Source organism: Pseudomonas sp. RIT778, from assembly GCF_019718735.1.
GTDB classification, from domain to species: Bacteria; Pseudomonadota; Gammaproteobacteria; order Pseudomonadales; family Pseudomonadaceae; genus Aquipseudomonas; species Aquipseudomonas aphyarum.
In genome coordinates this window covers 65,271-87,884 of record NZ_JAIHBA010000028.1, presented here as the reverse complement: position 1 = coordinate 87,884, position 22,614 = coordinate 65,271, and the positions used below count along the sequence as shown (strand labels likewise).

19 protein-coding genes are annotated in these 22,614 nt (G+C 59.6%); 16 read left to right on the top strand and 3 right to left on the bottom strand.

Features of this window, described 5'->3' with window-relative positions:
• Positions 1 to 70 precede the first annotated feature (70 nt).
• The 10 genes from K5E37_RS20020 to K5E37_RS19975 all read left to right on the top strand — a co-directional run bounded on the left by K5E37_RS20020 (position 71) and on the right by K5E37_RS19975 (position 11,737).
• Positions 71 to 1,411, top strand: coding sequence for a UDP-glucose/GDP-mannose dehydrogenase family protein (locus K5E37_RS20020; protein WP_221534945.1), 1,341 nt, complete (start codon positions 71 to 73; stop codon positions 1,409 to 1,411).
• Between the two features lie 13 nt (positions 1,412 to 1,424).
• On the top strand, positions 1,425 to 2,129 hold the full coding sequence (locus tag K5E37_RS20015) for a WecB/TagA/CpsF family glycosyltransferase (protein ID WP_221534944.1): 705 nt from the start codon (positions 1,425 to 1,427) through the stop codon (positions 2,127 to 2,129).
• A gap of 2 nt (positions 2,130 to 2,131) precedes the next feature.
• Positions 2,132 to 3,211 (top strand): glycosyltransferase, encoded by a 1,080-nt coding sequence (locus tag K5E37_RS20010; protein ID WP_221534943.1) that lies wholly within the window; start codon positions 2,132 to 2,134, stop codon positions 3,209 to 3,211.
• Positions 3,208 to 4,320 (top strand): glycosyltransferase, encoded by a 1,113-nt coding sequence (locus K5E37_RS20005; protein ID WP_221534942.1) that lies wholly within the window; start codon positions 3,208 to 3,210, stop codon positions 4,318 to 4,320. The genes K5E37_RS20010 and K5E37_RS20005 overlap by 4 nt, the downstream gene beginning before the upstream one ends.
• Complete coding sequence (locus K5E37_RS20000) at positions 4,317 to 5,630, top strand: O-antigen ligase (protein WP_221534941.1); 1,314 nt, start codon at positions 4,317 to 4,319, stop codon at positions 5,628 to 5,630. Before K5E37_RS20005 ends, K5E37_RS20000 begins: the two co-directional genes overlap by 4 nt.
• Before the next feature lie 16 nt (positions 5,631 to 5,646).
• Complete coding sequence (locus K5E37_RS19995) at positions 5,647 to 6,600, top strand: glycosyltransferase family A protein (RefSeq protein ID WP_221534940.1); 954 nt, start codon at positions 5,647 to 5,649, stop codon at positions 6,598 to 6,600.
• Positions 6,601 to 6,613: 13 nt separating this feature from the next.
• Entirely contained in the window at positions 6,614 to 8,032 is a 1,419-nt protein-coding gene (locus K5E37_RS19990) for an oligosaccharide flippase family protein (RefSeq protein ID WP_221534939.1), read from the top strand.
• Positions 8,033 to 8,062: 30 nt separating this feature from the next.
• Positions 8,063 to 9,118 carry a UDP-glucose 4-epimerase GalE gene (gene galE, locus K5E37_RS19985; RefSeq protein WP_221534938.1) on the top strand — a complete coding sequence of 352 codons (1,056 nt, stop codon included), beginning with the start codon at positions 8,063 to 8,065 and terminating at the stop codon, positions 9,116 to 9,118.
• 5 nt (positions 9,119 to 9,123) lie between these two features.
• Positions 9,124 to 10,596, top strand: a complete 1,473-nt coding sequence (locus tag K5E37_RS19980; RefSeq protein ID WP_260404347.1) for a family 16 glycosylhydrolase — start codon at positions 9,124 to 9,126, stop codon at positions 10,594 to 10,596.
• A 91-nt stretch (positions 10,597 to 10,687) separates the two neighbouring features.
• Positions 10,688 to 11,737, top strand: coding sequence for an acyltransferase (locus K5E37_RS19975; protein ID WP_221534936.1), 1,050 nt, complete (start codon positions 10,688 to 10,690; stop codon positions 11,735 to 11,737).
• Between the two features lie 113 nt (positions 11,738 to 11,850).
• Here the strand turns inward: K5E37_RS19975 and K5E37_RS19970 are convergent, their stop codons facing one another.
• Positions 11,851 to 12,759 (bottom strand): helix-turn-helix domain-containing protein, encoded by a 909-nt coding sequence (locus K5E37_RS19970; RefSeq protein ID WP_221534935.1) that lies wholly within the window; start codon positions 12,757 to 12,759, stop codon positions 11,851 to 11,853.
• A 161-nt stretch (positions 12,760 to 12,920) separates the two neighbouring features.
• Here K5E37_RS19970 and K5E37_RS19965 point away from each other — a divergent pair, with 161 nt between their 5' ends.
• From K5E37_RS19965 to K5E37_RS19955, 3 genes are all read left to right on the top strand, one after another.
• Entirely contained in the window at positions 12,921 to 14,279 is a 1,359-nt protein-coding gene (locus K5E37_RS19965; protein ID WP_007951306.1) for a glutamine synthetase family protein, read from the top strand.
• A gap of 148 nt (positions 14,280 to 14,427) precedes the next feature.
• A complete protein-coding gene (locus K5E37_RS19960; RefSeq protein WP_221534934.1) occupies positions 14,428 to 15,516 on the top strand; it encodes a polyamine ABC transporter substrate-binding protein in 1,089 nt (362 codons plus the stop codon).
• Positions 15,513 to 16,814: an FAD-binding oxidoreductase gene (locus K5E37_RS19955; RefSeq protein WP_221534933.1), complete on the top strand. Its 1,302-nt coding sequence runs from the start codon at positions 15,513 to 15,515 to the stop codon at positions 16,812 to 16,814. Before K5E37_RS19960 ends, K5E37_RS19955 begins: the two co-directional genes overlap by 4 nt.
• A gap of 76 nt (positions 16,815 to 16,890) precedes the next feature.
• On the opposite strand, the gene K5E37_RS19950 is transcribed toward K5E37_RS19955, so the two are convergent.
• On the bottom strand, positions 16,891 to 17,934 hold the full coding sequence (locus tag K5E37_RS19950; protein ID WP_221534932.1) for a phospholipase D family protein: 1,044 nt from the start codon (positions 17,932 to 17,934) through the stop codon (positions 16,891 to 16,893).
• A 213-nt stretch (positions 17,935 to 18,147) separates the two neighbouring features.
• Entirely contained in the window at positions 18,148 to 18,948 is an 801-nt protein-coding gene (locus tag K5E37_RS19945; RefSeq protein WP_221534931.1) for an NYN domain-containing protein, read from the bottom strand.
• A gap of 213 nt (positions 18,949 to 19,161) precedes the next feature.
• Here K5E37_RS19945 and K5E37_RS19940 point away from each other — a divergent pair, with 213 nt between their 5' ends.
• The 3 genes from K5E37_RS19940 (at position 19,162) to K5E37_RS19930 (ending at position 22,612) form a co-directional block, all read left to right on the top strand.
• Positions 19,162 to 20,817 (top strand): intermembrane transport protein PqiB, encoded by a 1,656-nt coding sequence (locus tag K5E37_RS19940; RefSeq protein ID WP_007951303.1) that lies wholly within the window; start codon positions 19,162 to 19,164, stop codon positions 20,815 to 20,817.
• Between the two features lie 16 nt (positions 20,818 to 20,833).
• Entirely contained in the window at positions 20,834 to 21,385 is a 552-nt protein-coding gene (locus K5E37_RS19935) for a membrane integrity-associated transporter subunit PqiC (protein WP_221534930.1), read from the top strand.
• Positions 21,386 to 21,598: 213 nt separating this feature from the next.
• A complete protein-coding gene (locus K5E37_RS19930) occupies positions 21,599 to 22,612 on the top strand; it encodes an iron ABC transporter substrate-binding protein (RefSeq protein ID WP_207982804.1) in 1,014 nt (337 codons plus the stop codon).
• Positions 22,613 to 22,614: the final 2 nt, after the last annotated feature.

The window sequence follows — 22,614 nt, the reverse complement described above, 5'->3', positions numbered from 1 at the left end:
GCCCCTGTCCCACTTCTGCCGCTCCCCTGCCCGACCGTTGATAACCGTCACGACGACCTGAGGTTCGACCATGAATGTGAGCGTATTCGGTATTGGTTACGTAGGCCTTGTCCAGGGTGCTGCATTGGCCGAGGTCGGGCACAACGTGCTCTGCGTCGACGTCGACGCGAGCAGGGTCGAGGCGCTGAAAGAAGGCACGCTGCCGATCTACGAGCCCGGCCTGAAAAGCCTGGTGCGTGACAATTATCAAAGCGGCCGGCTGCGGTTCGGCACAGACCTGGTGGACGCCGTTCACCATGGTGATGTGCTGTTGATCGCCGTCGGCACGCCGCCCGACGAAGACGGTTCGGCGGATCTCAAATACGTGCTGAGCGTGGCGCAGACCATCGCGCTGAACATGGATCGGCATCAGATCATCGTCGACAAATCCACCGTGCCGGTCGGTACGGGTGACCGGGTGCGAGCGTGTATCGGGCAGGTACTGGCCGACAACGGTCGCAGTGACCTGATGTTCGACGTGGTTTCCAACCCGGAATTTCTCAAGGAAGGCTGCGCGGTCGAAGACTGCATGCGCCCGGACCGGATCATCATCGGCACCGACAGCCCGCGTGCCGAAGAGGTCATGCGCGAACTGTATGAGCCGTTCAATCGCAGCCGCGAAAAAATCATCGTCATGGACGTTCGCAGCGCTGAACTGACCAAGTACGCCGCCAATTGCATGCTGGCGACCAAGATCAGTTTCATGAACGAAATGGCCTGCCTCGCTGAAAAGCTCGGCGCCGACATCGAAAAGGTGCGCCACGGCATCGGTGCCGACCCACGCATCGGTTACCAGTTTATCTACCCCGGTCTCGGCTACGGCGGCTCGTGTTTTCCCAAAGACGTGAAGGCACTGATACAGGCGGCCAACGGTGTAGACATCGACGCCCGGGTGCTCAAGGCCGTGGAGTCGCGCAATCAGGAGCAGAAGGCCAGCCTGTTCCGCAAAGTGTTCGATCACTTCGACGGTCACCTGCGCGGCAAGACGTTTGCCCTGTGGGGGTTGAGTTTCAAACCCAACACCGACGACATGCGCGAGGCCCCCAGCCGCGTACTGATGGAGGCGTTGTGGCAAGCCGGCGCCAGCGTGCAGGCGTTCGATCCCAAAGCCATGGAAGAGGCCCAGCGCTTATACGGCTCGCGCGATGACCTGACCCTGACAGGCACCAAGGAAGCGGCGCTGAAAAATGCCGACGCCCTGATCATCGTCACCGAGTGGCAATCGTTCCGGGCGCCGGACTTCGACCGGCTCAGCCAGTTGCTCAAACAGCCGTTGATTTTCGACGGACGCAATCTGTTCGATCCGCAGCGGTTGAGCAAACGCGGTTTCACCTACGTCTCCGTGGGTCGGCAGACCCCTTCAGTTCTCTGAGAGGAGCCGCGCCATGTTCAAGCTGGAGATAGTCGGGCATTACTCGGCGAAATTACTGGAGGCCAACCAGGCCTATTCCTTCATCAACTTTGCCTCGATCGGCAGCTTTTTCGAGCAGAACCCGAGCACCGTTGCCTATTTCTGCGACGGCATGCTGATGTCGACCTTCATGTCTCGCGTCACCGGCAGAACGATTGGCCGGGTCAGCTTCGACTTCACCTCGATAGCCGACGTCGTGCTGCGCAGCGCCGAGCAACAGGGCAAACGCGTCTATTTCGTCGGCGCCCGACAAGCTGAACTCGACCTGTTCATCAGCAAGATCAAAACCCTTTATCCGCAACTGAGCATCGCCGGCTATCACAACGGCTATTTCGACGCCGCCCAGGCCGAAGGCATTCGGGCTGACATCTGCCGCAGTGCAGCGGACATTCTGATCGTCGGCCTGGGCGCCGGACTGCAAGAGCAGTTCGAACAGGATGCCCTGCGCGCAGGCTTTCGCGGGGTCGCCTTCACCTGTGGCGGGTTCATCCGGCAAGAAGCCCTGGCGACGCGGCAGTACTACCCGGCACTGATCAATCGACTGCACCTGCGCGCGTTCTATCGCATGTACCGCGAGCCCCACACGATCAAGCGCTACCTCATCGATTACCCCACCAACTTCCTGCACCTGCTGAACATGATCGTTCGACACAAAGTCGCCATCAGCGTTGGGGAATGACCATGCACATCCTGTTTATCCTCAAGGATTTCAAGCCCGGCGGTGGCGTCGAGCGCGTTCAGCAACGGTTGTCCGAGCAGTTTCTCAAGGACGGCCGGCGTGTGAGTTTTTTCGTCATGAACGCAGACATGCCCGACACCCGGGACATTCAATGCTTCAGCGGTGGTGGCAGCGGCATTGCCGGCCTGTTCAAGTCCATCGTATTGCTGCGCCGGCTCATACAGCGTGAAGGCGTCACCCACCTCATTTCCGCCAAGGAACAGGCGAACCTCTGCACGTGGTTCGCCACCCTGGGCAGTGCCTGCAAGGTCATCTACAGCCGCCACGCGACACTCGATTGCAGCGAACAGAAAACCGGCCCCTCAAGCCTGCGCCTGCTCTACACCTTGTACCTGTGTGGCAGCGGCAAGGTGGTGACGGTTTCCTCGGCCCTGCGCCAGACCCTCGCCGATGCTGTGCCTTGGGGGCGGCAGCGCATCCGTTATTGCCCCAATGCCGTCGTCACCGATCAACTGTTCGAGGCCGCCCAGGCACCGCAACCCGCCGGTTTCCCCCGCAACTACTGGTTGGGCCTGGGGCGTCTGGTCGAGCCCAAAGGGTTTCACCTGCTGCTGGACGCTTATGCGTTGGCGCTACGCAGCGGAGCGCTGCCGGATCTGGTGATCGTCGGTGATGGCCCGTTGCGCGAAGCACTGGTCACTCAGGCCAATCAATTGGGTATCGCGCAACAGGTGCACTTCAGCGGCTTCCTCAGCAATCCCTATCCCGTGCTCAGACACGCCCGGCTGTTCATTTTGAGCTCCCTGCAAGAAGGCATGCCGACCGTGCTGATCGAGGCGTTGGCGCTGGGCACGCCGGTGCTGGCGTGCGATTGCGAGACCGGGCCGAGAGAGTTGCTGGACCACGGCCGGCTTGGCCAGCTGGTTATCGTCAACGATGTACAGGCGCTGGCCGACGGCATGCTGCGACACCTGACCCTGCGCAATGACATTTCCTGCAGCGACAAGACGCTCACTGCCACCCTGCGCCCGTACACCAGTCAGTACGCGGCGCAGGCGTATTACCAGGTCTGGAATCAATGAAAAAGTTACTGATCATCCTCCATGACCTCAGCGCCGGCGGCGCTGAAAAAATGATGGCGCGCCTGGCCAAGGCACTGGTGGATGCGGGCAATGACGTGACATTGCTGATGCTCACCGGCGGCGGCATTCACGCAGCCCATCTCGACCCGCGGGTGAAAAAGGTTGAATTGCACAGCCCGCGCAGCGTCCGTGCGGTGCCCGCACTCACGCGATTTCTGCGTGCCAATCGCTTTGACGCCCAACTGGCGGCTCTCACCCACGTCAACGTGGTGGCGATCGTCGCGGCGGCCCTGTCCGGCACGCTGGCCCGGCTGCACGTCAGCGAGCGCAATGCCTTTTCCCATGACCGGCACGTGAACCCCGACTTCATGGTGCGGATGGCTTATCGGGTGGCACCGCTGCTGTATCGGCTGATCCCCAACCCGGTGATCTGTGTATCGCGCGGTGTCGCCCAGGATCTGGTCGATACCACCCTCGCCCGGCGCCAGGACGTGACCATTGCCGACAATCCGGTGCTCGACAACGACTTTCGCGAGAAGACGCCGGGACTGCCCCGCCACCGCTGGCTGCTGGAAAAGTCCGGCACGGTGATTGTCGCCGTGGGGCGCCTGGCGCCGCAAAAAGGTTTCGACACGCTGATCACAGCGTTCGCGGCATTGCCGGACCCTCGTGCCCGCCTGATCATTTTTGGCGAAGGCGCCCTCAGGGCCGCACTGCTGGAACAGGCGAAACAGCTGGGGGTGGCGGAGCGCTTCGATCTGCCGGGCTATGCCGATGATCCCCTGGCAGAAGTGGCCGCAGCCGATTGTTTCGTACTGTCGTCGCGTTTCGAGGGCAGTCCCAACGCGCTGGTCGAGGCGTTATCCACCGGCACACCGGTGGTGGCGACCCGCTGCCCCCACGGTCCGCAAGACATCCTCGTCGGTGGTCTGGTGGCGCCGCTGGTAGCTGTCGATGATCCCATCGCCCTGGCGCAGGCCATCGCCGAGCAACTGTCCATACCGCGCGATCTGCAGCGTCAGTCACGCCTCGATGCAGCCGCGCGATTCATGAGTGCCAGCGCGGTGCAGACCTACCTCAGAGCGTTGATCGGGAGCCCGTCATCATGAGCACACTGACGATCAGGTATTCGACGTTACGCGACGCCTTCACCGTGTTCGGCATCCTGTTTTACATACAGGTGATCACTTTTGTGCTCGGTCTGGGCAGTGCCGCGAGCTTTGGCGATATCAATAAGGACCTCGAAGGCAACGTCGCCAATCAGGTCTGCGGCCTCATCACCCTGCTGGTGCCGCTGTTCTTTTTTATCCGCAACAAGGTATTCCTCAGCAAGACCTTTTATCGCAGCAACTTCTTCCTGCTGGTGTTCCTGCTCTGCGTCATTGCGTCGATCGGCTGGTCCCACGACCCGATGCTCAGTCTCAAGCGGTTCATCGCCCTGCTCGGCGTGGTGTTTTTTGCCGGTTTTCTTGCCTATAACTACTCCCTTGAAAAAATCACCTTCATGCTCGGTTGCGCCATCGGCATAGCGGCATTGATCGGGTTGTTGCTCGCCGTGGTCATGCCTGAAGTGGCGTTCCTCTCCGGGGGCATTCGCGATGGCGCATTCAAAGGCGTTTTCGCCGAAAAGAATGCCGGCGCCCGGCTCAACGCGATCGCCATCGTGCTGTTGCTGCCGATGATCCGGCAGCGTAATCGCTGGGCACTCTTCTGTTCATTCTTTTCGCTGGTCGCGATCCTGCTTGCCCAGTCAGCCACCGGCGTGGCGCTGATCATTTCCGGCACGATCAGCTACTGGTACTTCCTCACGATGATCCGCCTGGGCATCAATCGCTCACAGCTGCTGTTCCTGGGATGCACCGTCCTTTACCTGCTGGTTTGCCTGTTTCTGTACAGCAACTTTGCGGTACTGCTGGAAATGGCCGGTCGCGACCCGTCACTGACCGATCGCACGTTGATCTGGGAACTGCTCGCGCCTTTCATCGACAGCCAGTTTCTCAAGGGCTACGGCTTCGGCGCCTTCTGGTCCAGCCCTGATGCCGATGCGTTCATCACCCGCTGGGGTTACATCGGCAACGCCCACAGCGGCTACATGGAAACCCTGCTCAACGGCGGCCTCATCCAGTTGACGGCGCTGGCGCTGATGTTCGGTGAAGCACTGTTCAAGCAATACCGCGCCGTGACGGCGAATCAGGCAGCCCGGTTTCGCGCCAGTGCGCTGGTCATCATCGGTCTGTTCGCCATCACCAATTATGTGGCCTACGTGATTCCCAACTACCGCTCCGCCGAGTTCCTGGTGTTCTGCACGCTGGCCCTGACCTTCCGGCACCACCACGCGACCTATCCCGAATCCTCACCGGCAGCGCTGCGTCAGCGTTCGTCGGGCAGCGCACTACCGCGCGATTCCGCCAGCGCGTAACCCAAGGAGAATCACCGTGCCAAACCAAGCTCCCCGTTCAGCAGATTCAGTGTGCGTCGTCATTCCGATGTACAACGGCGCCGACAGCATCGAGCAGACACTGACGTCCCTGGCCCGGCAAACCCGACTGCCCGATCACGTGATTGTCATCGACGATGGCTCTACCGATGACGGACCCCAGCGGGTCAGAGACTTCGTCGCGCCGTTTCGCCTGACGCTGTTGCAGCAAGCCAACGAAGGCCAGGCCAGCGCCCGCAATCACGGGATGCGGCACTCCGCAGAGACGTTCGTGGCAATGCTTGATGCCGATGACCAATGGCATCCGCGCAAGCTGGAATTGCAGCTGGCACTGTATGACGAACTCACCCGCCAGGGCCGGCCGGTGGGGCTGATCGACTGCTACGCGCAAGTCAATTACAGCGATGGCAGGCGCCAGCTGGACGACCGGCTCAAGCACGGCAGGCACTTCTACGATTTCATCCACGCCAACGTCGTCAATGGCGTCTCGACCGCGCTGGTCAAACGTGACGTGATCATGCAACTCGGCGGCTTCGATGCCAGCCTGCGTTATTCCGAAGACCGCTTCATGTGGACCCGGATCGCCGAGCACTGGGAGATCCACACGGTACCGGAGGTGCTGCTGGAGCGCACGGTCAATGGCGGCAACATGACCGCGAATCCGAAAAAATACTACCAGAACAAAATCCGCTTCATCGAGGTGTACCTCGCCCGCTACGGCGCGCAACTGACCCGCCAGCAGCGGATCGATTTCGAGCTGGGTAACCACACCGATTTTCTCGAAGCATTTTCCCGACGTGGCGAGCATGACCAGGTCCTCGGCGTGTACCGGCGAATGCTCGATTGCTCCTGGCAGGCCCTGATCTTCGCCAGCGGCAAACCGACCTTGCGCTACCTCTATGCCCGCGCCAGAACCTTGCGCAAGACAACGGCGTCAACCACGGCTCATTGAACCGGTATCCGCCATGGCCAACCATCGCCTGATGACATTGACCTGGATCTTCACCGAAAAATTCGGCCTGATCCTGCTGTCGATGATTACCTTCGTCGCTTACGCCAGGCTGCTGTCGCCAGCCGAGCTGGGTGTGGGCACGGTAATCATCGCCATCGTCGAGTTGATCGGTCTGGTGTACTCGTCGGTGCTCGAAGACCCGCTGGTCCGGCTTGAGCGACTGGAGGACAGGCACATCAGCACCGCCTACTGGGCGGCGGTGCTGGTCAGTCTGGCGAGCATTGGCGTCATTTCGGGCGCGGTCATGCTGTACACCCCGGATCCGCTGCTGCAATGGATGACGGCGGTGGCCTCGCTGAAGATCCTGTTCACCATGATGGCGCGGGTCTATGTGGCGCAGATGCGCCGCAGCAGCAACTTCAGGATGCTGGCGTCGCGCACGCTGCTGGGCAAGGTGGCGGGTGGCGTCGGCGGGATTGCCGTTGCGCTTTGGGGACTGGGTGCGTGGGCGGTCATTGCCCAGGCGCTGATCATGGAGCTGGTGTCGATCATTGTGTTGATGCGCGCAGACCCGCGACGCATCCCCTTTCACATCGACGGTCCGATCCTGCGCGAGTTGTTGAAGTCCGGCGCACCGGTGGCCATCAACGCGCTGAGCTCGCAAACCTTGCAGCGCGGGGTCAACGTGGTTCTGGGCATCACCGCCGGCGCGAACGCCGTCGGCATGTTCAACATGGCGATGCGCATCATCGAGCTGCCACGCACCGCCATCTACAACGGTTTGCTGAGCTATGCGCTGCCGGCGTTCTCCCGGCGCAGCGCAGAGCCCAAACGATTGATCGGGATCATTGGCGATTCAACCGCTGTCAGCGGCTTTCTGCTGACGCCGCTGTTCATCGGCATCGCACTCACGGCAAACGATCTGATCCTGTTGATCTTCGGCGCCAAATGGGCCGAAGCCATTCCTCTGCTGCAAGTGCTGGCCTGCACGGCAGCCATCGGCAACAGCGCCATGTACGCCACCACCGCACTGGTGGCGGTCAACCGCAGCCACCTCACAATCAAGGCCGAAGTGCTGACCACCGCGCTGGCCCTGGCGCTGGTCTACACCCTCGGCAATCTGTACGGCGGCATGGCCGCAGCCGGCGCTCTGCTTGCGCGAATGCTGGTCATTACGCCGCTGCAGATCCGTGGCCTCAACACGGCGGTCGGTTACAGCTGGCGCGGCTTTTTCGAAGCCAGTTACCGCAGCGTTATCGCTTCACTGGTCATGGCTGCAACCGTGCTGGTCGTGCTACCGCAGCTGGGACTCCAGGGCTATCTGCACTTGATCGGCAGCATCGTGGTCGGCGTGCTGAGTTATGCCGTGGGTTACAGCGTCATGCACCCGCACTGGCCACAGGAATTCAAATCGGTTTTCACCTCCCGCTGAGTTCAGTCCCCGAGACAGGAAGACCTCATCATGCGCAAAACCACGTTGATTACTGGCGGGGCCGGCTACATCGGCTCGCACACGGCTTTGGCCCTCATTAACGCCGGCCACAAGGTGTTGGTGCTCGACAACCTGTGCAACAGCTGTCGAGAGTGCATCCGGCGCCTTGAACAACTGACCCTGACCCGCGTCGACTTCATCAAGGGCGATATTCGCGACCCGGTGCTGCTCGACGATATCTTCAGCCGGTACGACATCGAGGCCGTGGTGCACTTTGCCAGTCTCAAATCCGTCGAGGAAAGCGTGCGCAAGCCGCTGGACTACTACGCCAACAATGTCGCCGGCACGCTCGACCTGTGCCAGGCGATGGCCCGCAATAACGTATTCCAACTGGTATTCAGTTCTTCGGCCACGGTGTACGGAGAGCCGGAAAATACTCCGATTGCCGAAGATTTCGGCACTGGCAAACCGGTCAACCCCTACGGCCGCACCAAGCTCATGATCGAAGAGCTGCTGACGGATCTGTGCGCCTCCGACCCGCGCTGGAGCATCGGGTTATTGCGTTACTTCAACCCGATCGGCGCCCACGAAAGCGGAATGATCGGCGAAGACCCGAGGGGCCGCCCCAACAACCTGTTGCCGTGCCTGACCCAGGTTGCCATAGGCCGGATACCCGAACTCACGGTGTACGGCAGCGACTATCCCACCGTGGACGGGACCTGCGTGCGCGACTACATCCACGTGGTCGACCTGGCCATCGGGCATCTCAAGGCACTGCAAGTGCTGCAGCACAACAACGGGATTCACTTCTGGAACCTCGGCACGGGCGTTGGCTACAGCGTGCTGCAGATCATCCACAGTTTCGAGGACATCACCGGCATCAGCATTCCCTACCGCTTCGCCCCTCGACGTCTCGGTGACATCGCCAAATGCTGGGCCGATCCGGGCAAGGCAGGACGCGAATTGGGCTGGAGCGCACAGCGCGGCCTGGAACAAATGATCACCGATACCTGGCGCTGGCAGTCGTGCAATCCGCAGGGGTATCAATCTTCATTCAAGATTCCGGCACCCGTTGCGGTGAAGTGATGCCGATGTTCAAGGAATGTCTGCTGGCCGCGCTGTTTTCGGTTTCGCTGGCAAGCAACGCCGCGCAGGCGCCTTCTTCTGTGCCGAGTACCGGGCTCGTGTTGTGGCTGGACGCCGCCGACGCGTCGACGATGAGCCTGGATGCGCAGAACCGTCTCCAGCGCTGGAGCGACAAATCAGGCAAGGCCAATGATGCGACAGTCGATGGCGCTTCTTCGCCGCCACAACGGATGGAGAACAGCCTCAATGGCCAGGCGGTGGTGCGCTTGAGCGGTAACTCGGGATTACTGGGCCGGGCACTGCGCACGGCCAAAGGGTCTGCGACCGTACTGATCGTGTCCCGCCGGTTGCCAGAGCAGGCCGGGGTCGATCCCTGGCAACGGTTGTTCAGTTCGCGGCCGCAAGCCGCCAGCAACGATAACGTGCTGCCGAATTTCGCTGTCAGCCTGCCGCAAACCGGTGCCTATGAACCGACGGTTTCTGTCCTTGAACTGCAGGACGTGCCACTGGGACCGTATGGCGTGGGGCGCAATGCCGTCGGCAATGCCGAAAACTTTCGCGGCGACATCGCCGAAGTCCTGGTGTATGACCGCCCGCTTGCCTCGCTCGCGGAGCGCCAGCGCGTATTTCGATACCTGGCAGACAAGTGGACCGTGGCCATACCGGTTCAGGCCGATACCTGGACACGTGTCGGTCCCCTGGACGCTCTGCCGTCCCACATCCATACCGATCTGCCGTTGTCCGATCAAGCCAATGCCGGCCGGTGGTTGCTCAACACGACACTGTCCGACGAGTTCGATGGCACCACCCTCGACCGCACACGCTGGCACGTCAACAATGCTGTCGGCAACGAATCGCTGGGACGCAAACCGGCGTTGTTCACCGAGCGCAATGCCAGCGTCAGCAACGGCCATCTGAAGATTGTCTTTCGCAAGGAAACCCTGCCGCAAAAGTACGTCCAGCTCGGTTTCAAGGATTACACCTCTGCGATGGTTCGTACCCTCGAACGCGGCTTTTACGGCTATTACGAAGCACGGGCCAAACCCATGAACTCTGCAGCTTCCAGCGCATTCTGGCTGGCATGGACAGGGATGGCCAACAACGCCACCGAAATCGATATCTTTGAAATCGGCGGCAAGACCAAAGACGCGGCTTCAGACCGCGCCTACAACATGAACGCCCACCTTTGGGCCACGCCACAGAGCACCGAACATATCGCCAACGGCAGCACCTGGACCAGCCCCTGGCGGCTGGCCAGTGACTTTCATGTCTACGGCTTCGACTGGCAGCCCGACACCCTGCGCTGGTACGTCGATGGCGTGCTGGTCAGGGAGTCGAAGAACGACCACTTTTTCTACCCCATGCAGATCGTCTTTGACAGTGAGGCCATGTGGAAATGGTTCGGCGTGGTCGACGATGCTGACCTGCCCTCCACGTTCGAAGTCGATTACATCCGCATGTGGCTACGCAGTCCTTGAGCAACCCTACGCCGCTTTGGCCTTGAGTCGAATTTCACACGACACAGTCCTCAGTTATCGATCCGCGCTGACGAGTCTGGAGCGCCTGTACATGAACAACCGGCGACTGAACGAGCTGGACTTGTTGCGCTTCCTCGCAGCGATCGCCGTGGTGTTTTTTCACTATGCGTTTCGCGGTTATGCAAGGGGCGATATGTCTGTAATGCCCTACCCACTATTGGCTGACGTGGCCAAATACGGTTATCTGGGGGTCGAGCTGTTTTTCATGATCAGTGGATTCGTGATCCTGATGACGGCTTCGAGCAACAACCTCAAAGTGTTTTTCATTTCCCGCGTCATCCGCCTTTGCCCGGCATTCTGGGTGTGCTGCACGATCACTTTTCTGGTCACGCTGGCCATTGGGCAGCCAAGATTTTCGGCTGACCTTTATCAGTACGTGATCAACATGACATTCCTCGGCGACGTGCTCGGAGTGCCGCCCATAGACGGGGTCTACTGGTCACTGTTCGTCGAAATAAAGTTCTACCTGATGATCGCCATTCTGTTGGCTTTCAAGAAGATAGAGAAAATAGAAACGTTCCTTGTACTTTGGCTGCTGGTTTCAGCCACAGCGGAAGTCTTTGCTTTCGAAAAGTTGCGCTCGGTACTGATCACCGACTACGCGGCCTATTTCATCGCTGGCGCTACGTTCTACATCATATGGGACAAGGGTTTTACCAAAGCGCGTATTTCCCTGCTGGCCGCTGCACAGGCATTGGCCAGCTACAACGCGATCACCTGGGCCGAGTCGATCGAACTGAAATATTCGACCGAATACGACGCCTTGATCATCTGCGGTGTCATTGCCCTGTTTTTCATGACGTTTCTTTTTATCGCGACGCACAAAACGTCAGCCATCGGGAAGTTCGACTGGACAGCATTGGGCGCCCTGACTTACCCGCTTTACCTGCTGCATCAAATGATCGGCTTCATGATCTTCAATATGGCTTATCCGGCCATCAATCCACATTTGCTGCTCTGGGGCACCATCGCTTTGATGATAGGTGCGTCCCATGTCATCCATAAAGAAATAGAAACCCCGATGGCCAGACTGATGAAAAGATCCCTTTCATCCTCCTTCAAGCGTCTCAGAGTTGGTTAGTCGGTAGCGCAACAGGCTTGGCAACATCGGCCTATCAATAAATGAAAAAGACGGGAGAGATTTCGGCGAATACCGAAACCTCTCCCGTCTTTTTTTGTGGTGCAGAGTGCCCGTCACATCGACGATGAGCGCTTCAAGGTCTCGCTCGGCAACTCCTTGAACATCGCCCGGTAACTGCTTGAAAAACGGCCCAAATGCCAGAACGACCAGTTCATCGCGACCTCCGCCACCGTGGTATCTGCCGGCGAGCATTTGAGCAATTCCCGCCGCGCACTGTTGAGCCGGCGCAAACGCAGCCAATGGCTCGGCGACATCCCCGTGTACGCCTTGAACGTCTGCTGCAACTGCCGCAAGGAAACCCCGGCCACCCGCGACAGTTCCAGCAGATTGAGGGTTTCTTCCGGCGAATCCGCCGCCCACTCGCCCACGCGCTTGAGGGTGATTCGCTCTTCGGCGCGACGCTGCAAACCACCGCCATCCAGGCACACGCTCGCGTTGTCGAGGATAAACAGACAGTCCTCCAGCAACTGTTGAGTCAGTGCTTCTTTGCTTGGCTGATCAAGGGTTTGCGACAACTTCGTGAGGGTCGAGCTTAACCAGCGACTGAACAATCCGTTCTGCGCGCCATTGAGCGGCGCCATGAACAGACCTTCCAGCCTGGCCACGTCCAGGCCGTTGCGCTGGACGAATTCCGGGCCGAACACCACGGCGATTTCCTGGTAGTTCTCCGGGGTGATCCAGATGTTGCGGCTCTCTTCATTGAGCAGATAGAGCGCGTTGTCGCTGCGATCGAAACAGAACGCCAGCGACCCTTCCGGCGCGCTGAAATTCTGCTCGACCCGGGTGTTCATCTGTTCTTCGTAAACCTCCACACCCTGCAAATCCAGATAGCGGATCTGCCCGGCGAAATGCCCCGGCGACATCTGCTGGTAATGCTGAACCCAACCCGGCGTGGCGCGGATCTGTTCGGTGACATCGGCGGTGTTGAAAGCTTGAACCTGTAGCGGATTACACGTTGTCATGGGAGACCTTGCGCACTCTTTTGGTGCGCTTTGGTGCTGCTGAAAGTGGATAGATGGAACGTCAAGGCCCGCCCAAGATAGTCGTCAACGCGCCTCAGGGGAAGTCTGCGAAAGATGAAATCGCCTTCCCCCGCGTCAACAAAACCAACGACGAGGTCTTTATGAATGCCCCTTTCGATCAGCTGTTCACGTGGCTGAAAGATCACAAGATTACCGAAGTGGAATGCGTGGTCAGCGACCTGACCGGCATCGCCCGCGGCAAAATTGCACCGACCAACAAGTTCCTGCATGAGCGAGGCATGCGCCTGCCGGAAAGTGTGCTGCTGCAAACGGTAACCGGGGATTTTGTCGACGACGACATCTACTACGACCTGCTCGACCCGGCCGACATCGACATGGTCTGCAAGCCGGTGAGCGATGCGGTGTACGTGATCCCGTGGGCCATCGAGCCGACCGCCATCGTTATCCACGACACCTTCGACAAGTTCGGCAACCCGATCGAACTGTCGCCGCGCAACGTGCTAAAGAAAGTCCTGCAGCTGTACACCGACAAAGGCTGGAAGCCGATCGTGGCGCCGGAAATGGAGTTCTACCTGACCCAGCGTTGCGAAGACCCGGACTTGCCGCTCAAGGCACCGCTGGGCCGTTCCGGTCGCGCCGAAAGCGGTCGTCAGTCGTTCTCCATCGACGCCGCCAACGAATTCGATCCGCTGTTCGAAGACGTCTACGACTGGTGCGAACTGCAAGGCCTGGACCTGGACACGCTGATCCACGAAGACGGTCCGGCGCAGATGGAAATCAACTTCCGCCACGGCGACGCGCTCGATCTGGCCGACCAGATCACCGTGTTCAAACGCACCCTGCGTGAAGCCGCGCTCAAGCACAACGTGACCGCGACCTTCATGGCCAAGCCGATCGGTGACGAGCCCGGCAGCGCGATGCACCTGCATCAGAGCGTGGTCGAGATCGCCAGCGGCCAACCGATTTTCGCCAATGCCGACGGCAGCATGAGCGACCTGTTCCGTCATCACATCGGCGGCCTGCAGAAGTACATCCCGAAAGTGCTGCCGATGTTCGCGCCGAACGTGAACTCGTTCCGCCGCTTCCTGCCGGACACCTCGGCCCCGGTCAACGTCGAATGGGGCGAAGAAAACCGTACCGTCGGCCTGCGGGTGCCGACCTCCGGGCCTGAGGCGATGCGGGTTGAAAACCGTCTGCCCGGCGCCGACGCCAACCCGTACCTGGCCATCGCGGCGAGCCTGCTGTGCGGCTACATCGGCATGGTCGAAGGCATCGAACCGAGCGCCGCCGTCGAAGGCCGGGCTTACGAGCGCCGCAACCTGCGCCTGCCGATCACCATCGAAGAAGCCCTGACCCAGATGGAAGAGTGCGACACCGTCGCGCAATACCTGGGCAGCAAGTTCGTGCGCGGCTACGTCGCGGTGAAACGCGCCGAGCATGAAAACTTCAAGCGCGTGATCAGTTCCTGGGAGCGGGAGTTCCTGTTGCTGAGCGTCTGATTAAAACAACAAAAACCAACCCACGATCGTTCCCACGCTCTGCGTGGGAATGCCTCAATGGACGCTCTGCATCCGCTTTGGGACGCGGAGCGTCCCGGGCTGCATTCCCACGCAGAGCGTGGGAACGATCAATCGAAGAGGTGTCGATATGCGTCTGTTGAAATCCATGATCCCCGCCGCGCTGGCCCTGGCGTGCAGTGCCGGTGCCCTCGCCCAACCCCAGGTCAGCGTCTACAACTGGACCGATTACATTGGCGAAACCACCCTCGCCGACTTCCAGTCCTCTAGCGGGATCAAGGTGATCTACGACGTCTTCGACTCCAACGAAACCCTCGAAGGCAAACTGCTCGCCGGGCGTACCGGCTATGACGTGGTGGTGCCGTCCAACCACTTCCTCGCCCGTCAGGTGAAGGCCGGTGCGTTCCTCAAGCTGGACCGCTCGCAACTGCCGAACTGGAAAAACCTCGACCCGAAACTGCTGGCCCTGCTCGAGAAGAACGACCCGGGCAACGAGCACTCGGTGCCGTACCTGTGGGGCACCAACGGCATCGGCTACAACGTCGACAAGGTCAAACAAGTTCTGGGCATCGATCACATCGATTCCTGGGCCGTGCTGTTCGAACCGGAGAACCTGAAGAAACTCACCCAGTGCGGCGTGTCGATGATGGACTCGGCCGATGAGGTGTTCCCGGCGATCCTCAACTACATGGGCATGGACCCGCGCAGCGAGAAAGCCGAAGACTACAAGAAAGCCGAAGAGAAACTCCTGAGCATCCGGCCATACATCACCTATTTCCACTCCTCGAAATACGTGTCCGACCTGGCCAACGGCGACATCTGCGTGGCCTTCGGTTATTCCGGCGACGTGTTCCAGGCTGCCAACCGTGCCAAGGAAGCCAAGAACGGCGTGAACATCGCCTACTCGATTCCCAAGGAAGGCGCGAACCTGTGGTTCGACCTGCTGGCGATTCCTGCCGATGCCGGCAACACCAAGGAAGCCCACGCCTTCATCAATTACCTGCTCGATCCGCAAGTGATCGCCAAGGTCAGCGCCTCGGTCGGTTACGCCAACCCGAACCCGGCGGCCAAGCAATACATGGATCCCGAGCTGGTCAACAATCCCGAGGTCTATCCGTCCCAGGAAGTCCTCGACAAGCTCTACATCTCCTCTACCCCGCCCCAGTCGATCATGCGTCTGATGACCCGGTCCTGGAGCAAAGTGAAGTCGAACAAATGAATCAGTACACCCAGGAACACGCCCGCTCCTATTACGCCGCGTCGGCCCGGGCCAGCACACCCTATCCGGAACTGGCGGGTGACCTGATCGCCGATGTCTGCGTGATCGGCGGCGGGTTCACCGGCGTCAACACCGCCATTGAACTGGCACAGCGCGGGCTTTCGGTAATTCTGCTTGAAGCCCGGCGCATCGGCTGGGGCGCCAGCGGGCGCAATGGCGGGCAACTGATTCGCGGGATCGGTCATGACGTCGAAGGTTTCTCGCGGCATGTTGGCGCCGAAGGCGTGCGCTACCTGCACCGGGCCGGGATCGACTCGGTGGAGCTGGTGCGCCAGCGCATCACCGACAACGCCATCGAGTGCGACCTGCGCTGGGGCTTCTGCGAGCTGGCCAACACGCCGGCGCAGTTCGACGCCTTCAAGGCCGAGCAGGACAGCCTGGCGCAGCTGGGTTATCGCCATGAAACGCGGCTGGTTGCCCCTGAGCTGATTCGTCAGCAAGTGGTGAACGCGGGTGTCTACAAGGGCGGCCTGATCGACATGGGCTCGGGCCACTTGCATCCGCTGGATCTGGTGCAGGGCGAAGCGCGGCTGGCAGCCTCCCTCGGGGTGCGTATTTTCGAACAGAGCCCGGTGCTGGAAATCGTCCACGGCCCGACCGTTCAGGTGCGCACCCAGAGCGGCACCGTGCGTGCCGGCAGTCTGGTGCTCGGCTGCAACGCGCACCTGGACGAACTCGAACAGCAACTCAGCGGCAAGGTCCTGCCCGCCGGCAGTTACATCATCGCCACCGAACCGCTGTCGGCGGAACGCGCCGCCGAACTGATTCCGCAAAATCTGGCGCTGTGCGACCAGAAAGTCGGCCTCGATTACTACCGGCTCTCAGCGGACCGACGCTTGCTGTTCGGCGGCGCCTGCCATTATTCGGGGCGGGATCCGGCCGACATCGCCGCCTACATGCGGCCAAAGATGCTCAAGGTGTTCCCGCAACTGGCGGATGTGCGCATCGACTATCAGTGGGGCGGCAAGATCGGCATCACCGCCAACCGCTTCCCGCAGGTCGGCCGTTTGAAGCAGCACCCGAACGTGTTCTACGCCCAGGGCTATTCCGGCCACGGCCTGAACGTCACCCACTGGTGCGCCAAGCTGCTGGGCGAGGCGATTCACGCCGGCCACAGTCAGGGCATGGATGTGTTCAGCAACGTGCCGCACATGACCTTCCCCGGCGGCCCGGCGCTGCGTTCGCCACTGCTGGCACTGGGCATGTTCTGGTATCGCCTGCGGGAACTGCTGGGATGACTGGATACGATGTCGTAGCCTGCGAAAGCAGGCTACGACATCAAAAGGTTATCCGATTTGCGTATTTCCGCTTGAATCAACGGCTAGTCTTCCAGTCGTTCCATACCCGAACCATCTCGGCCAAGTGGATCACACAGGCGTGCTCACCGTTCTCCTGCTTTCTAGCGTTGTGCCATAGCACCTCGATGAACTCACTGATTTCTTCTTTTAGTGCACTCGCGTCTTGAGTTGTAAACGGCCGACCCAAAAGCTGCGGCCTAGGAGCTGCCAACTCGATCCAGCCGTCTTCACCGTTGTCATAAGTGAAGGGAACACTTTTGCAGCTTACGAGGGTACATACGCCTTCCACCAACAGTTTGCCTTTCAGTCCCCAGTAAATTCCGAGCAACTCGGCAGGTGCTTGAGGCAATCCGTCCCAGCATTCATAAGCCCACCAATCAATTTTGCCTGCCTGTTTCAACGCCAAAGATGCCGACTGCTCTTCGGCCTCTTTGGCCTCTCTCGCCTCTCTGGACAACCATTTGCGGTAGATCGTGACGTAAGCAGGTCTGCCTTTAAGTTCATCGACGCTGAACTTTCCCATTGTGAAAGGGGACATTGGATCACCATCCAAAGGTGGTCTGGCGTTCTGCTTACGATCCCAGGCGATCTGCGCAGCAGCGAGATCTTCGTCATTGATCTCCGACACAGCATCGGACTGCCAAAGGGTTTCAAACCATTTCTGTGCTGCGCCGATCTCTTGGAGGTCACAGGTATGGATACCCGCCTCAAGCCAATGGGCCAAAGACTCGTCTTCCAGCCCTAACCCATTCGTGGACAGGTTGGCTGATCCAATCAGGGCTTGCTTGCTCCCAACAACAACCTTCGCGTGAAGACGACTGGAATGTCTGATCTGGAGCGAACTGTTACCGTCTCTGATGCGTGTCAAAAAAGACCTGACGACGGATGGATTTGTCCCGCCTGTCGTGAGATTGCAGATAATTCGAATGGTGTGGTCAGTGTTTTCAGGAATCAGGTCCTGTGCTCCCTCGCCCCAGAATGCGACTGCAAAATCGACATTTTTCTCTTCGGATATCAGGCTTGTCAGCGATTTTTTGTAATCCTCTGGCGCAACGAACATCTCAAATTCCTTTTCTGATGGTGATAAGTTCAAAATTCATAAGCATATTTTTCTTTGGAAATCGCGTCGCACAATCACCACCAAGTCATATTGACATCATTTTTACCATAGAGAATTTCGTGAGCATGGAATATGAGTGTCGAAGAGCTGATTCTCGGCATGTGGCTGTTTGAAATACTTTTCGGTAGGCTGGCAGCCTTGCTTTCGCAGTGTTTATTTATGGATTCCGCTCACATCTTCCATGTTTTTTTTCATTATCAACCCAACCGTCCACTGCCCCCCTGATTCTTGTCTGGACTCAAGCAAGTCATACGTTTTAACCATTTCAAGTAACCCGGAGTATCCATACTCAACAGGAGAAAATGCAGGATCTGTTCTTTTCAAATAGTGGCCCAATCCACTGAGAGTGACTCTTCCCTCATTCGTACCTCCCACGAGAAGCGATACCGCGTCAACCAAAAATCTTGGACGGCGAAGCTTCGGCTTAGGACCTATGTCACGGGCTTCCTTCCTGATGCTCGTTGGTTCCTGAGGTTCTTTACCAGGAGCCGTATCATTTCCGGTTGCGTCCTCAGTTTTGCGCCATTCAAAAAACTGATCGCTTGCATTGCGCAGTGCATCAGGCGTTTTAGCTTCTCCAACGATACAAACTGCGGCGCCTCTCTCGCGCAACTTACGGCACAGATAGGCAAAGTCAGAATCACTGGTGACCAGGCAGAACATGTCCGCCCGGTGGTCAAAGTGGGCCTCCAGCGCATCCAGTGCAAGAGCAATGTCAGAGGTGTTTTTCCCCGATGCATACTGATATTGCAGGCAAGGAGAGAAGGCTAGACGCACGAGCGCCTCCTGCCATTTGTTGGCAAGCGTTCCATGGTTACCGTAGCCGCGGCGCAGCACAATGCGGCCAAATTGTGCGACGACCTTCAGAGCATGTTCCAACACTTCAGGTGACACATTGTCGCAATCGACCAGAACAGCTACTCGGGCCTCGCCCACATTAGTCAGTGCCGGCATTTCAGCTCCTTGCTTGCTCAACAGGTAAAGGCTGTCAGCGTCGATCCTCGACATTTGCATCGAATACTTACCTGACCATTGAAAAGTTATTAGCACAACGCTCCAGCTAGCGCGAACTCACCTTACATTTGCTCTATCGCGAAGCACTTCTATATTGATGAAGTGCTTTTGCGTTCCTGACGCTCAGTGCCCAACACACCCTGGAGGTCATGGATGGAGTCGTCAGCCGCCGATCAACCGCGAGCGCCCGGCCAGGCGCCGGTCAAGACCCGGCGTTTCAGCATCTCGCTGGTGTGGATCGTGCCGATCATCGCGGTGCTGGTGGGCATCTCGCTGGTGGTGCACAACCTGATGCAGGAAGGCCCCAGCATCGTCGTCACCTTCAAGACCGGCAGCGGCCTGACCGCCAACAAGACCGAAGTCAAATACCGCAACGTGGTCATCGGCCAGGTCACGGACGTCGAGCTGAGCGACGACCAGAAAAGCGTCAACGCCACGATCAAACTGGCCAAGCAGGCCGAAACCTTTACCCGCGAAGACTCGCAGTTCTGGGTCGTCCGTCCGCGCATCGGTGCGGGCGGTGTCTCGGGCATCGACACGTTGCTGTCCGGCGACTACATCGGCGCCGATATCGGTCAGTCCAACTCGCGCGCCAAGCACTTCAAAGGTCTGGAGAACCCGCCGCCGATCACCTACGGCGAGCCGGGCAAACGCTTCAATCTGCACGCCTCGGACCTCGGTTCACTGGATATCGGTTCGCCGGTCTATTACCGCAAGATCCCGGTCGGCCAGGTGGTGGCCTACGCGCTGGACGCCGATGGCAAAGGGGTGAACATCGAGGTGTTCATCCATGCGCCAAACGACGCCTACGTCACCGAAAACACCCGGTTCTGGAACGCCAGCGGCATTGACGTCAACGTCGGCGCCAACGGTTTTGCGGTGAAAACCGAATCGTTGTCGACCTTGCTGGTCGGCGGCATCGCCTTCCGCGCGCCGGAGTACAGCCCCAACGACGTTGCCGCCGCCGAAGAAAGGACTTACGACCTGTTTGAGGACCAGCAAACCGCCCTCGCCCCGCCCAACGGCAAGGCGCAGTACCTGAGCCTGCGTTTCGATCAGGCGTTGCGCGGGCTGAAAGTCGATGCGCCGGTGGAATTCCTCGGCATGGAAATCGGCCGGGTGGTCAGCGTCAACCTGGACTTCGATGCGAAAAAACGCAGCTTCCCGCTCAACGTCGGGATCGTGATCTACCCGGCACGTCTCGGCCAGGCTCACGTGAAGATGCTCAAGGTGCTCAATCACAATCCGGAGGACGAAGCCGCCGCCGTGCGCCTGATCGGCACCTTTATCGACAACGGCCTGCGTGCCCAGGCCCGCAGCGGCAACCTGCTGACCGGCCAGTTGTACATCGCGCTGGACTTCTACCCGAAAGCCGAGAAAGTCGCGTTTGACCCGACCGCCCGCCCGATCAGCATTCCGACCATTCCCGGCAGCCTCGAACAGTTGCAGGAAAAACTCGAAGCGATGATCGACAAGCTCAACAAGCTGCCGGTGGAACGGATTGCCGGCAACCTCGACAGCAACCTGGTGGAATTGCGCAAAGGCCTGACCCAGTTCAACGCCAAGACCCTGCCCGGCGTGCAGAACACCCTCGCCGACGTGAGCAAGACCCTGCAATCGGCCAGTTCGACCCTGGCCGAAGACTCCCCGCAACGCGAACAACTGACCGAGACCCTCGACGAGCTCGGGCGTATGTCCCGTTCGTTGCGTGAGCTGTCCGATTATCTGGGCCGGCATCCGGAATCGTTGATTCGCGGCCGCCCCGACAACGCCGCGCCGCTGGACCTCAAAGGGCCGCCGCGCAATTGAGCACAGGAGCTGTCCCATGGCTTTAAAGCTGAAGTTCACCGTGCTCGCGATCGGCCTGTTGCTGGGCGCCTGCAGCAGCGCCCCGATCAGCTTTCACACCCTGACCCCGACGCAACCGATGGCCGGCCGCGCCGGTTCGGAAATCGCCATCGAGGGCATCAGCGTGCCGCCGCAGGTTGATCGGCCACAGATCGTCATCCGCCAGGGCAACAGCGGTCTGGCGATTCTGGAGACCGAATGGTGGGGCGCGAGCCTCAGTGATGAATTGCGCAGCGCGCTGGTGGATCAGCTCAGTAATGCCGGCGGCCAGCGTAAAACCTCGGTGCGCATCGATGTGCAACGCTTCGATTCGATTCCCGGGCAATACGGGCTGATCGACGCCAAATGGCGCCTGCGCCAGGCCAACGCCGGGGACGACGCCCTGATCGCCTGCCGTTCGCTGCTGCAAACCCCGTCCGGGCCGACCATCGACGATCTGGTGGTCGCCCAGCAGAACAACGTCAAGCGCCTGGCTGCGTTGATCAGTCAGGCCGCCACCGGCTCACGCGGCTGCCCACCCTCCTCCTGATCCCTCCTCCAGTCGGCATGACGTACGGCCGCCGTGCAAGCGGCCAGACGCTGCTAATCTGAATGGCAATGACATTTATTAACGATTTCTTTGACGTATTTTTCTCGTTTGCCACCCTACATTGCCGCGACTCTATTTTTGCAAAGCATTCGCATTTGAATCCCCTGCGGGTGCTCGCAAACCATAACGTCTAAAAACAGGAGCTGCCCCGCCATGAGTCCATCCGTTCCGTCCTTTCTGAAACAGGCCGCGCTGGCGACTGCGCTGCTCGCTGCCGGGCAGGCGTTTGCCGCCGATTCCGTCGGTCTGGTGGTCTACAACGCCCAGCACGAAACCCTGACCAAGGCCTGGGTCGCCGGTTTCACCGAGGAAACCGGGATTCCGGTCACGGTGCGCAACGGCGATGACACGGAAATGGGCAATCAGATCGTGCAGGAAGGCGCGGCATCGCCAGCGGATGTGTTCCTGACAGAAAACTCCCCGGCCATGGTGCTGGTGGACAACGCCAAGCTGTTCGCGCCCGTGGCTCCGGCGACACTTGAGCAAGTCGACGCTGCGTATCGCCCGGCCCACGGCCAATGGGTCGGTATCGCCGCGCGCTCCACGGTGTTCGTCTATAACCCGTCCAAGTTGCCGGAAAAAGACCTGCCCAAATCCCTGATGGATCTGGCGAGCCCAGCCTGGAAAGGTCGCTGGGCCGCGTCGCCTGCCGGTGCGGATTTCCAGGCCATCGTCGCCGCCGTGCTGGAGCAGAAAGGCGAAGCCGCCACCCTCGAATGGCTCAAGGGCATGAAAGCCAATTTCACCGCTTACCGTGGCAACAGCTCGGTGCTCAAAGCAGTGAACGCCGGGCAAGTCGACAGCGGCGTGATCTACCACTACTACGCGTTCGTCGATCAGGCCAAGACCGGTGAAAACAGCAAGAACACCGCCCTGCACTACTTCAAGCATCAGGATCCGGGCGCGTTCGTGAGCATTTCCGGCGGTGGCGTGCTGGCCTCCAGCAAACATCAGGAGGACGCGCAGAAATTCCTCCAGTACATCACCGGCAAGCAAGGCCAGGAAGTGCTGCGCACCGGCAAATCCTTTGAATACGCGGTGGGCAAGGACGCTGCTTCCAACCCCAAACTGGTGCCGTTGAAGGATCTGGACGCGCCGAAAGTCGATGCATCGAAGCTCGACAGCAAGAAAGCCGTCGAACTGATGACCCAGGCAGGACTGCTGTAATT